Raw genomic sequence first — 11,890 nt, 5'->3', positions numbered from 1 at the left:
ATTGTTGCAGAAGTTAATTAAATTGAACTTCAGAAATCAATTTTCCCACTTTTTCCGCATCCGGTGATTTGATTCGCTGTAATATGTTGAAGGATTCCTGTAAATATTCAAGTGCGGTGGTGTAATTTCCTTGCTGTTGTGCGATATGTCCTAACCACCACAAAGTCATGGCTTTTCCTTGGACATCACCAATTTTTTCGTATAAATCCAAAGACTGTTGAAAAAGCGCGATCGCTTGTTCCACTTCACCCTGTTGAGCGTAAATCCCAGCAAGACAGTGTAACGAAGCAGCTTTTCCTTGGACATCACCAATTTTTTCGTATAAATCCAAAGACTGTTGAAAAAGCGCGATCGCATGTTCCACTTCACCCTGTTGAGCGTAAATCCCAGCAAGTTGGTGTAACGAAGCAGCTTTTCCTTGGATATTACCAATTTTTTCCAGTAAATCCAAAGACTGTTGGTAAAGCGCGATCGCATGTTCCACTTCACCCTGTCGAGCGTAAATCATTGCAAGACAGTGTAACGAAGCAGATTTTCCTTGGATGTTACCAATTTTTTCATTTAATTCCAAAGACTGTTGGTGAAGCGTGATCGCTTGTTCCACTTCACCCTGTTGTGCGTAAATTATAGCAAGTTGGTGTAACGAAGCAGCTTTTCCTTGGATATCACCAATTTTTTCCTTTAATTCCAAAGACTGTTGGTAAAGCGCGATCGCATGTTCCACTTTACCCTGTTGTGCGTAAATTATTGCTAAATAATGACAAATGCTTGCTGTCTCTGTTTCGTCTGACAACGGACAAAGTTTTTTAGCTTGCTGATAATTTTTTAATGCTTGTTCAACTTCACCCAGTTGTTGTTGGCAATAAGCCATTTCTTTAAGAACGCGATAATCTTGTGTGATGTCTAAGGTTGATTTACAAAGCTCTACTGTTTCTCTATAACGACTTTTGTGCCACCATTTATTTGCGATATTAGATGCTAAATTACCAGCTATTTCCGTTTCTCTCCCCAACAAAGCAAGTCGATGAATTTCTAATTTTTGTTCTTCGGTTGATGTTTCTGCTTCTTCCCACCACAACCGATATAAAACCTTTGCTGCTTCTCCTGCTAAACTTCCCCCATCTTCTGCAACTAATAATAATGCTTCCAGAATCCGGGAAACGCGATATAGTTCTTCATTGCTAGTTACATTAACTTCCAATAAACCCAAACCCACAGCACGCTGGATATGACTATCCAAATTCCCTATATCCTGACAAATTGCCGAAATCGCATCTTTAACAACTGGTAACTCATAAATCAAAGCTGTTCCCAGCAACCTTTTTAAATCGACATGTTGCTGTTTCAACAATTCCTCTGCCAAAATATCCTCGCGGAATTCTTTTTCCTTACTCTCAATCTTGGCTAAAATCACCGCGACATCGGTAATTCCATCACAGAGAATTTTATCCAACCATTCCAACAACCGGGGATTCCCATCAGCAGCTTTTTTCGCTCGCAATTCTAATTCTGAGTCTATTTTGATCGTGCCGTTAAATGACTGCAAACGGTTGTATTTCTTAATTAAATCCGCGTTCCGCAATGCTGCTAAAGGTTCGCGGTAAAGGTTGCGGTCAAATTGCGGTAATCTAAAATCGTAACGACAGGTAATAATTACCCGATGGGGAAGTCGAGATTGTTGAATTGCCTGAAAAAGTGCGGTGAGTACAGATACCACTTCCGGTTTGAGGACGTGATTTTGACCTTGCAGTTCTCCTGATTCTAAATTGGCTTCAAAATCATCCAAAACAAAAATAAACCGCTGTTTGTCGCTATTCAAACCCCCTTGCAAAAACTTCGTCAATCGCTGCATCAAAGGTAACTTACCATTCAAAATCTCATGTCCCGCTTCCGCAGTACATTGCTGGGAAAGCAGATTTATCAACTTAGCTTCATCCAATCCCCGATAAATTACAATGCGGTCATAACCAATCATCCTCTCCAACAATCTCGCTGTCACCGTACTTTTCCCCAAACCTCCCATTCCGTGAATCAATACACCCAAATTTGACGGTTTGCGAAGTGCTAAAAGACAGCGTTGTAAAGTGCGTCTCCTGCCCACAAATTGATCGGGAGTTGCTACCCGCACCTGTTGAGTTGCTGGATCTAAAAATTGCTCGTATACGGGTTCTGGAGGCATCCAAACTTGATCTTCCAAAGGTTGTACCAAAGCACCGGGACATTCTCCCCGCACATACAACCGCAACAAATGCCAATCTCGAATCTGTTCTTTCAGTAAAAACCTGTATGTCACAGCCAAAGCTTGAGGCAAACTATACCCATTCGCCAATTTGCCATACAACTGCGCCGCTGCCATTGTCGCACTCGTATCCATCACCGGACGACCCCAACCCAAAACCGCTGTTGCACCGTGTCCAATCAAAGCTTCAGCCATTGAAGGTAAAGTTCCATTCTTGACAGATTCCCCAGTTCGACATCCCGACAAAAACACCAGCTTGGGAAAGCGAAATTGCAATACTCCAGCTAATTCTTCCGCTGTGGTACCAAAACGTTTCCCCGTTTCCGTCTCTATATAAAAACTTTTCCCTGTTTCATCCTCGGTAATGAAACAAGGTACACCATCTTCATTTATGGAAGCGTGTCCACTGAGGTGAAACACATCAAAAATATTATGATCGCTGTAGCGACTCCAAACCCTTTTTAATCCCGATGTTGAACCACTTTCTTCAACTCTCAACTCCACAGGAGAATTTGTGGCTTGAGTTGCCTCTAAAATCTTCGCTTCTTCTCCCTCAAAATCCAGTACAGGTTCCACATCCACAGGAGAAGTTGCCATAAACAAGACCCGTAAAGCTCGCGTTTCCAACTCCTGAGTTACCCCATTTCCTTCCACCCACCGCACCGGAACCACCACCGGATTCACCCGATTAATTAAAAACTCAGTTCCATCGTGCAACACTTCCCAAGGCAGATGTGTTAATTGTTGCTCTGCCTTGATTGCGACAACTAACTCTTGTCCCCGACATTCCCCAATTGCTCGACTCAACCAACGCTCATTGCCATCCAACCAATTAAATAACCGTCTTCCCGTCACATCATGGGATTCGGGTAAACTAGTGTAATAATCACGTTCGGCGATTTTAACTAAGTCGGCAATCTCCGCTAAATCCAGATTGCGTTGTTCGTACTGGGTTTTGTTGTTAAAAAAATAACGTAACTCTACGTTATTTTTCTGAATTAATTTGAGGTCAAAGCGCAGGACTGGCATAAATCCGGGAAAATGGGGGTGTCAAATATTATCCACAATGGTGACTAGTCTCATTCCGGACAGCTTTGGTATTGTTCTATAACTATTCTCAGATAAATAGACCCCACTGTAGGGGTTTAGCAATGCTAAACCCCTACAACAGATGTTTTTATGTAAATCAACCATTCAAAATCCGCTGGATTTGTTCGGCTGTAGCACCTTCCAAAAGTAGCCTTTCGCCATTCTTGCCTACAATCAACACCTTGGAAATTGTTCCACCAGATTTGTGCTGTTTATATTCAAGATACCACTTGCGAATTTGTTCGGCGATCGCCATTGTTCCCCCTACAATCCCCACAATGGTTGCAACCGTCGCAACCGTTGCTTCTCTTTCAGTTTCATCGGGTGTGGTATAGCTTCCCGAAATCCCCGAAATAGCCAAAAGTTCCTCGGTTGCGAAGACTGCATTTTCACCTTCAACAGCGATTTGAATATCTGCCATGATTTGTTGGTTATCGATTATTGATAGGATACGGGGGGAGAAAGACGCGATGTATCGCGTCTCTACATTTGGGATATTTGGGATATTGGGACTATTTACACCTGTTGATTCTACGATGCGATCGCACTTCTAAAGTAGGCTTTTAATTAGGATGCGATCGCTTCTTTTGCTTGTTTCTTTTCTTGGGTTTTTACTGGAACCACGTAGGGTTTTTCGGCACCTTGGGCTAAGTATTCCTTAAGTTGTGATTCAATTTCATCGCGGACTATTTGCCGATATTCATAGAAATGTTCGATATGGGCGCAGGTGGCAAGATAATGATCGAAAACTTTGGGATTACGCTTGAGAATGCTAAATAGGTGATGCCAGAATTTCCACCTTGTTTCCCGTTTGATGCCTTGTCTCCACAGAATAATGGCAAATGCTTTCAAAACGATTAATTCGGGGAATTTGGCTGGTGCTGTCCATTTGGGACTGCCCATCATTAAAAAGCAGCGATAGGTACGATCCAAATATTTTGTGGGATCGTATAAAGCACAGAATGCTTCCACATATTCACTGGCAATATCTGCTAGGGGACGGGTGGGAATGAAGTTCATCAATGTGGTTTGATTGATGTTGCCGTCTTTGTTTTCCCGTAATCTACCTTCTTTGGTGAGGCGATGCCACAATGCTGTATTAGGTAGCGCTTGTAACATGGCAAAGGTAGTAGAAGGAATCGCAGCTAACTCGGCAAATCTGACAATGCGATCGCCTGCTCCAGCTTTCTCACCATCAAAGCCTATAATAAAGCCAGCCATCGGGCGCAATCCTGTTCGGATGATGGCTTCTACCGCTTCAGTTAGGGAACTGCGGGTGTTTTGGAATTTCTTAGTTAGCTGTAAACTATCTTCGTCGGGGGTTTCAATTCCCAAAAATACCGCTTTGAAACCACATTCCACCATCAATTCCATCAATTCTTGATCCTGTGCCAAATCAATTGATGCTTCGGTATCGAAACTGAAGGGATATTGATGTTCAGCTACCCATATTTTTAATTCATTCAGCAACAGCTTCACATTTCGCTTATTGCCAATGAAATTATCATCCACCATGAAGACACTGCGTCGCCAACCCAATTCATAGAGGTAATCTAACTCTGCTAGGAGTTGCGCTGGAGTCTTGGTGCGGGGTTTGCGTCCGTAAAGGACAATAATATCGCAGAATTCGCATTGGAAGGGGCAACCCCGCGAAAACTGGATGGACATGGAATCATAAGCGGTGAAATCTAGCAAATCGAACCGAGGAATCGGTGTGGAGGTGACATCAGGCTTTTCGGTAGCGCGGAATATTCCGGAAGTTTCCCCCCGATTCACTGCATCCACAAACATGGGTAGGGTGAGTTCTCCCTCATCCAAAATTAGGAAATCGGCACCTGCTGCTTTCGCAACATCGGGAACAGAAGTTGGATAAGGTCCACCAACTGCCACTAATTTACCATGACGTTTAGCTTCGCCAATTTGCTCGATTAAATCTTGTTTTTGGACAATCATGGCGGAGAAAATCACCATTTCTGCCCATTCCCATTCTTCCTCGGTGACGGCGCGAATATTACGATCAACTAATTTAAATTCCCATTCCTGGGGTAAAATTGCCGCTACTGTCACCAAACCCAAAGGTGGTAATAAGACTTTTCGATCGACTAAATCTAATATCTTTTCATAAGACCAAAATGTTTTTGGAAACACTGGATAGACGAATAAAACTCGCATCTGGTTCCACTCCTCAAGAAGTTATATTTTTATATTTACTTACGTACCAACTTATATCAAAAGTGTAGTTTAATTTTCCGCATATTTGCATTTTAAAGCAATAGACATTTCGATAAATTAATTATGCGTTACCCGAAAGTAAGGCTATACAGCCCCCTTATATAATTTTCGTCAGAGGTCTAAAATTAATCTGACAAAAATGGCTAATTTTATTTGGGGGATTTTCTGTTACAGCCGGAAACCTCTACACTCTCAGTTAGGTTTCAGTGGATCTAACTCACGCTAGAATATTGATGACGAATTTCTAGTTGAGAATGTGTCGTGCCAGATTTGCCATTGCGTGAAAAGTATCTTGCTTTAATTGATGAAATTGTAGAAACTACCCTCAAAGGTAAGATTAGCTCGGTTGAGCAAGTCTATCAGATGTTGCTGAAGAATGTTACTTTGGGTACGGGAGAAGTATTTGAGTTAGGATTAAGCGATCGCATAACCTCTACAGAGCAACAATTAAACTCAGAAACTGACGAAATCAAAAAAGCCAAGGCAACTCGCACCTTACGTGCCATCAAAACGATTCAAACTCAGTGGCAACGGGCAAAGGAACAAAATAAAGCTTCTGAAATAGTCGCTACAGGTATCAGGGATGTCACCACGGCAGATGCAACAGAACAGTTAACTGTGTTTTTGCGAGTCATCGATGCGAATCAAAAATATGCCCTCAATATCCAACAAACCCAACAGCTAGCCAAATCCCTTCAACAATACGCCCAAACTGGCTCAAATCTTCAGCAAATATCCCAAGGTACGCTGCGAGGTGTCACAGCTTGGCAAGGACTCCAAGAACACTTAGTTAGTTGGATGTATGAACGTCCCGACACCATCGGATTTGGTGGTGTCTCAGCCGATAGTGGACCTTGGGGAAGTTGGGCGAAAAAAGTCAATAATCCCTTAATCCAAGGCTTATTCCGCCGTCTAGCCACCGAAGAATCAACAATTGAATTTGCTCAACAGCAAAAGAATCTCAGCCTGAGTGATTGGGTAGAAATGGCGATGATTTTACAATATCTCCAACGGGGTTTGGTGAGTTGGTACGATCAACAGGCATACAATGTGAAGGCTGGTTCTAAGTTATCAATTTCTACCTTTCTCACCTTTGCGGTGATTTGGAGTTTACTGGCAGAAGGTTTTGGCAATATCGGGCAAATGTATAATGATGCAGGTTCCCAAATCATGCTGCAAATTTTACGCACCTTTGCCCAACGTCCGTATTTCCCCTTGTATGGGGGGATATTCGCCTCCTTCTCTGGCAGTTACCTCAAAGATGCCCTAAACTACCTCGATGAACCCCTCAAACGTGCCGAAGGAACCCAAGAAAAAGCGAGAATTTTGACACTTTTAGGGTATTCACAAAGCGCCATGGGACAATGCGATCGCGCTTACGATTTTCACTCCTCAGCACTGGAAATTGCCCGCACGGCTGAGGATCGAGCCTGTGAAATTGCCAACTTAAATCATTTGAGTCGTACTTGTGTCAAAGTTAAAAAATATACGGAAGCAGTAAATTTTAGTCAGCGTGCCTTGATTCTCAGTCGGCAAGTAGGTGACAGAACTGGAGAAGCAAACGCCCTAGTTAATTTTGGCTACAGCGAGGTGATGGTAGCGCAGGAATCAGCAGATACTGAACCGGAAACCTACGAAATGGCAATTAATTATTTGCAACAGGGTTTAAAGTTATCAGAACAATTGGGTGATATCCAAAGTAAAGCTTTGTGTTTGAGTAGTTTGGGTATTGCCCATCAAATTATCCAAAAACCCCAGGAAGCAACAACATATTTGGAAGCAGGATTTAACACAGCCCAAATTTCCGGTGATTTATCTCTCCAAGGTTTTAATTTAGCTAATTTAGCTGAGGTAAATTATGACTTGGCTAACTTTGAAAGGGCTATTTATACAGGTTGTTTAGGGATGTATTTACTCAATCAAATTGCCTCTTTGGAATGGGAAAAACCAGCGAAGTTATTAAGAAGATTACAGGAACAACTTGGTGAGGAAAATTTTCAAAAGTATTTGGAACAAAATCGTCCTAAAATTATCGCCGTAATTGGAGTTGATGGTTATGATTATATTCCCCAATTATTAGCTATGTAAAAACCCGATTTCCATCGCAAACAAATCAACCCGCGAAAAACCCGATTTATCACGACTTTTGAGGGAACAAAGAAAGAGTCAATGCTCAGTTTACTCCACCCCAGGAACAGTTAGCGTTTAAGATTACTTACCTGCCGATTAAAAGCATTGTTAATTGATTCTCGATCTGCCTTAAATAGGACTTTTTCAGCAAGCCTTAGTTAGTATGAAACCTTTATATTTGTATAAAGCTCACGAGTCTTTTGTGAGAAGTTTATCTTATATAGAACCTACTTTGAGTCGGAAATGCTTCCCATACCTTTAAAATAACGATTCTTAACCCGTCCGACTGTATTTGAAGTCTCCTGGTTTATAAACCAGGAGTTACAAGATTGAGAAGAAATTATTGATTCACCCTGTAAGTAGATGTTTTGTGAGCTATATTGGTTTGTCGAGATTGAAATCTTTCTGCGACAACTGAAGTTACAAACGTTGCAACAAATTTAATCCATGAGTATCAGTGCCACAAGTGGTATATAGTCCATATCGATTAGCTAGTTTTTGCACTTGTTCAGTTTCAATTACACTAGGTTTCCATGGGTTGGGATTGTTGTAAGCATAAAAAGCTTCAACACCATCGATACCAAGCTCTACCGATGCTGGAATAAGATCAAATAACGGCTTCCGATAGCGCGCTGGATGAGCTAGTACTGCTACACCACCTGCTTCATGAATTGTGGCAATCACATTTTCAGCTTGATATTCTGCACCTGTGGCAATACGTCGCTGAAGATATTTTTTGATGCTAGGATGTGTAGGCTCAAAAGCATAACCCAAAATGTGAACCTCTATGCCTAAAAGATGAGCATTAATTTCCACACCACTCCACAAGCAAGGAGCATTTGTGCTAGGGTTGTTCCACTTCCAGTCTTCCAACCAGCTTTGAGCCGCTAGGTAACCACCAACGGTATGATGATCGGTAATAGCAAGACCTTTTAAGCCGATTGCGATCGCTTGTTCCATCAATACACTGGGTTGAAGTCTCCCATCGGAGAAAACAGTATGCATGTGGAAGTTAAAGAAATTTGGACAACTCTGTGCATTAACGCTCAGGAATACTTCTTGTAAAAGCTCTTTAGAAGGTGAAGTCCGAGCAAAGTTTACTACCATAACCCCCTCTGTTTCAAAAGATAATTATTTTTAGTGAAACTAAGATCCTAGAGTTTAGATTAGTTCACTAGTTTTTACACTCACGGTACTAGTCATATGTCTAATACTGGTAACTGGACAGCAGATGATAGATATAAAAATTACTAATTAACAATTAGCAATTTAAATTACTAGTGTCAGTAACTAGTTTTTGCACATCTTTAGCAAAATTTTTCAATATGTTAAGACTACGTTAGCAAATTCAAAGCCATATAGTCATGAGTATTTTCGATTGCGGATATTTGAAAAAGTAAGATTTGCAGCTGAGGCTATAGCAGATTTACGTAATGCCCATATGTCACACATAACAAATAATCGTTATATATACCCAGCCTTAGACATTGTTGCGGCGAAAAATCATCATTTCGCTACACTTTAACTGTATAAAAAATATAAAAAAACCGAAATTTATACTTGAATTTAAATTGGTAATCCGACCAATTCACCATTACCAGGAATAATTTCCCCGATGACATCAGCTTTGATATTTTGGGACTGAAAATATGCAGTTGTTTGCTGTACATGGGATAGTGGAACTATCAGTACAAAGCCGATTCCCATATTAAATGTGTTGTACATAGCGGTATGGTTGACCTCTCCAGCTTGCGCTAACCATGTAAACAAGGGAGGGGTATCCCAATTTTGCAGATTAAGTTCCAAAGCTTGATTTGCCCCTAGGCAACGTGGTAAATTCTCTGGCAATCCACCACCTGTGATATGTGCCATGCCATGAATTTCTAAACCTGCTTGACGTGCAGCAAGGACTGGTTTGACGTAAATCTCAGTGGGTGTGAGGAAAGTTTCTCCTAAGGTTTTCCCAGCTAATAATTCTGGGGTATCATGCCAATCAAAACCTTTATCATTGATAATTTTGCGAACTAAACTATAACCGTTGCTGTGAACCCCTGAAGACGAAAGTGCGATCGCAATATCACCACATTGGACTTGCGAAGTATCTAACATCTGACTTTTTTCCACAATTCCCACGCAAAACCCAGCCAAATCATATTCTCCAGACTGGTAAAATCCTGGCATTTCCGCAGTTTCACCACCCAATAAAGCACATCCAGCTAATTTACAACCAGATGCGATTCCCGCAACTACCTCTGTTAGCTGAGTTTTGTCTAACTTTCCTGTGGCAACATAATCCAGAAAAAATAAGGGTTCTGCACCTGATGTCAGCACATCGTTCACGCACATTGCAACCAAATCTATACCAACGCTGTCATGACGGTTAAGAATATGGGCAATCTTTAATTTAGTTCCCACTCCATCGGTACCGGAAACTAAAACTGGTTCTTTGTAACCCGATGGTAGCTGAAAACATCCACCAAAGCCACCTAAGCCGCCAATTACCTCTGGTCTAAAGGTACTGTGAACTAAACTCTTAATTTGATTAACAAACGCCCGACCTTCTTCAACATCAACCCCAGCTTCACGATAATCCATCCGTCAAAGCACCATTCCCACTAAATTTTAGAAGTAGTAAGTTAGGAGTCTAAAAAACCATCACTACTAACCTTACAATCTTTTAGAATACCTTATCTTCTTGACCATGCCACCATTGACCCAATTTCATTAAGTCACCGTGAATGTCAGCTAGTTCCTTAACATATTCACTATCAGTAATTTCGTCACGACGTTCCTGAAGTTTTTTTAACCGTAATTGCACTAACAACCAAGGTTTTGAAATCCCATCAGTAGTTTCGATGTATTTGGCTATATCTCTACTATTCATAATTAATTCCAATTTTGAGCTTTTGGAGCAAATTTATGTAAAATATCCCCGAATTCTGGATCCAGAATTCGAGGATCTGAAAATATAAATTAAGCAGCAGCTAGGTTATGGGCAACAAAGTCCCAGTTTACCAAGTTGTCTAAGAAGTTCTTGATAAAACCAGGACGGGCATTCTTAAAGTCGATGTAATAAGCATGTTCCCATACATCGATAGTTAATAATGCTTTTTTCCCATGGGCAAGGGGATTTTCTGCATTAGGTGTCTTCATTACCTTTAAAGTACCACCATCATCTACTAACCAAGCCCAACCACTACCAAATTGAGTTGCAGCAGCGTTTGAAAACTCTTCTTTAAATTTATCGAAGCTGCCAAAATCTTTTTCAATTCTAGTAGCCAATTCACCTGTTGGTGCTCCACCGCCATTGGGACTGAGGCAGTTCCAGAAAAAGCTGTGGTTCCAAACTTGAGCCGCGTTGTTAAAAATTCCCGCTTTAGAGGAATCTTTAAAAGCAATTTGGATTACTTCTTCCAAAGGTTTGCTTGCTAAGTCGCTACCTTCAACCAATTTGTTCAAGTTGTCAACATAAGCTTTGTGATGCTTCCCGTAGTGATATTCAAAGGTTTCGGCTTTCATCCCTTTGTGTTCGAGTGCATTGCTAGGAAAGGGCAGTGCGGGTTGTGTAAATGCCATTTGTCAAATCCTCTCTTTACTGTTGATCAGTTTAGGGCTTCTGATGCCGCTCTGGAATCTATATTTCTCAGCAATAAGCTTTATCCAATGCTTAATGCTGATATATAAAACTTAATAATATGATTGTACAAGCAAATAGTCGTTATGAGTACACATTATTACTTAATTTTGTGTTTGGGCAATTTTCATGAATATCAACCTAAGATCACTAAAAATAATTTAAGCCAGGAAAACTACTGCACTACTTTGCTTTCAAAGGTCTGGTTCGTAAGTTTACGCGATCGCACCTACTAGCTGATAGTGATCTATCTCTTAAGATATTCAATAGATATTCAATTTTGCCTCTTCCGTAACTCAAATAGCATCTATCTGATTGCTGAGTTTAAATAAGCATGTAAAAGCAAAGCCCCCTCCTATGATGTGCATAGGAAGGGGCTTTGGAAAAGAATAGACCTGGCGCCGAGCTATTTTGGCGGGAGGCAACCCTCCAACTATCGTTGCCGCAGTAGCGTTTCACCTCTGAGTTCGGGATGGATTCAGTGTGGTTCCACCACGCCATCAGCACCAGGAAATCTGTATGGTTTTGTTCCTGTTTTGGAAAAACCATGAAGACTGCATATAGAA

General features: G+C 41.2%; 9 protein-coding genes and 1 rRNA gene. 2 read left to right on the top strand and 8 right to left on the bottom strand.

The genetic code is table 11. The features are described 5' to 3' along the window. Positions 1-13: 13 nt before the first annotated feature. Both CAL6303_RS07785 and CAL6303_RS07780 read right to left on the bottom strand, forming a co-directional pair. Positions 14-3,268 (bottom strand): tetratricopeptide repeat protein, encoded by a 3,255-nt coding sequence (locus CAL6303_RS07785; protein ID WP_015197292.1) that lies wholly within the window; start codon positions 3,266-3,268, stop codon positions 14-16. Between the two features lie 157 nt (positions 3,269-3,425). Next, on the bottom strand, positions 3,426-3,749 hold the full coding sequence (locus CAL6303_RS07780; RefSeq protein WP_015197291.1) for a hypothetical protein: 324 nt from the start codon (positions 3,747-3,749) through the stop codon (positions 3,426-3,428). Between CAL6303_RS07780 and CAL6303_RS31405 the strand changes: the two genes are divergently transcribed. After that, positions 3,748-3,882 carry a hypothetical protein gene (locus tag CAL6303_RS31405; protein WP_255348451.1) on the top strand — a complete coding sequence of 45 codons (135 nt, stop codon included), beginning with the start codon at positions 3,748-3,750 and terminating at the stop codon, positions 3,880-3,882. The two genes, CAL6303_RS07780 and CAL6303_RS31405, sit on opposite strands and share 2 nt — an antisense overlap. A gap of 13 nt (positions 3,883-3,895) precedes the next feature. Here CAL6303_RS31405 and CAL6303_RS07775 read toward each other — a convergent pair whose 3' ends face one another. After that, the gene (locus CAL6303_RS07775; RefSeq protein ID WP_015197290.1) at positions 3,896-5,500 is read right to left on the bottom strand and encodes a B12-binding domain-containing radical SAM protein; all 1,605 of its coding nucleotides are present in this window, start codon (positions 5,498-5,500) and stop codon (positions 3,896-3,898) included. A 321-nt stretch (positions 5,501-5,821) separates the two neighbouring features. Here CAL6303_RS07775 and CAL6303_RS07770 point away from each other — a divergent pair, with 321 nt between their 5' ends. Further along, positions 5,822-7,648 carry a tetratricopeptide repeat protein gene (locus tag CAL6303_RS07770; protein ID WP_015197289.1) on the top strand — a complete coding sequence of 609 codons (1,827 nt, stop codon included), beginning with the start codon at positions 5,822-5,824 and terminating at the stop codon, positions 7,646-7,648. A gap of 462 nt (positions 7,649-8,110) precedes the next feature. On the opposite strand, the gene CAL6303_RS07765 is transcribed toward CAL6303_RS07770, so the two are convergent. The 5 genes from CAL6303_RS07765 to rrf all read right to left on the bottom strand — a co-directional run bounded on the left by CAL6303_RS07765 (position 8,111) and on the right by rrf (position 11,835). Next, entirely contained in the window at positions 8,111-8,797 is a 687-nt protein-coding gene (locus tag CAL6303_RS07765) for a PHP domain-containing protein (protein ID WP_015197288.1), read from the bottom strand. 459 nt (positions 8,798-9,256) lie between these two features. Beyond that, positions 9,257-10,285 carry a phosphoribosylformylglycinamidine cyclo-ligase gene (purM, locus tag CAL6303_RS07760; protein WP_015197287.1) on the bottom strand — a complete coding sequence of 343 codons (1,029 nt, stop codon included), beginning with the start codon at positions 10,283-10,285 and terminating at the stop codon, positions 9,257-9,259. An 82-nt stretch (positions 10,286-10,367) separates the two neighbouring features. Further along, positions 10,368-10,574 (bottom strand): hypothetical protein, encoded by a 207-nt coding sequence (locus tag CAL6303_RS07755; protein ID WP_015197286.1) that lies wholly within the window; start codon positions 10,572-10,574, stop codon positions 10,368-10,370. Between the two features lie 89 nt (positions 10,575-10,663). Beyond that, positions 10,664-11,266: a superoxide dismutase gene (locus CAL6303_RS07750; protein ID WP_015197285.1), complete on the bottom strand. Its 603-nt coding sequence runs from the start codon at positions 11,264-11,266 to the stop codon at positions 10,664-10,666. A gap of 451 nt (positions 11,267-11,717) precedes the next feature. Continuing rightward, positions 11,718-11,835, bottom strand: a 5S ribosomal RNA gene (gene rrf, locus CAL6303_RS07745). Positions 11,836-11,890: the final 55 nt, after the last annotated feature.

It is taken from the genome of Calothrix sp. PCC 6303 (assembly GCF_000317435.1).
Classification (GTDB): Bacteria; Cyanobacteriota; Cyanobacteriia; order Cyanobacteriales; family Nostocaceae; genus PCC-6303.
The sequence above is the reverse complement of the archived record's forward strand: the minus strand, read 5'-3'. Positions and strand labels throughout refer to the sequence as shown.

Excerpts from the sequence above, each read along its gene's own strand:
- CAL6303_RS07750 (WP_015197285.1), bottom strand. The coding sequence starts at position 11,266 with ATGGCATTTACACAACCCGCACTGCCCTTTCCTAGCAATGCACTCGAA.
- CAL6303_RS07785 (WP_015197292.1), bottom strand. The coding sequence starts at position 3,268 with ATGCCAGTCCTGCGCTTTGACCTCAAATTAATTCAGAAAAATAACGTA.
- CAL6303_RS31405 (WP_255348451.1), top strand. The coding sequence starts at position 3,748 with ATGATTTGTTGGTTATCGATTATTGATAGGATACGGGGGGAGAAAGAC.
- purM (WP_015197287.1), bottom strand. The coding sequence starts at position 10,285 with ATGGATTATCGTGAAGCTGGGGTTGATGTTGAAGAAGGTCGGGCGTTT.
- CAL6303_RS07775 (WP_015197290.1), bottom strand. The coding sequence starts at position 5,500 with ATGCGAGTTTTATTCGTCTATCCAGTGTTTCCAAAAACATTTTGGTCT.
- CAL6303_RS07765 (WP_015197288.1), bottom strand. The coding sequence starts at position 8,797 with ATGGTAGTAAACTTTGCTCGGACTTCACCTTCTAAAGAGCTTTTACAA.
- CAL6303_RS07780 (WP_015197291.1), bottom strand. The coding sequence starts at position 3,749 with ATGGCAGATATTCAAATCGCTGTTGAAGGTGAAAATGCAGTCTTCGCA.
- CAL6303_RS07755 (WP_015197286.1), bottom strand. The coding sequence starts at position 10,574 with ATGAATAGTAGAGATATAGCCAAATACATCGAAACTACTGATGGGATT.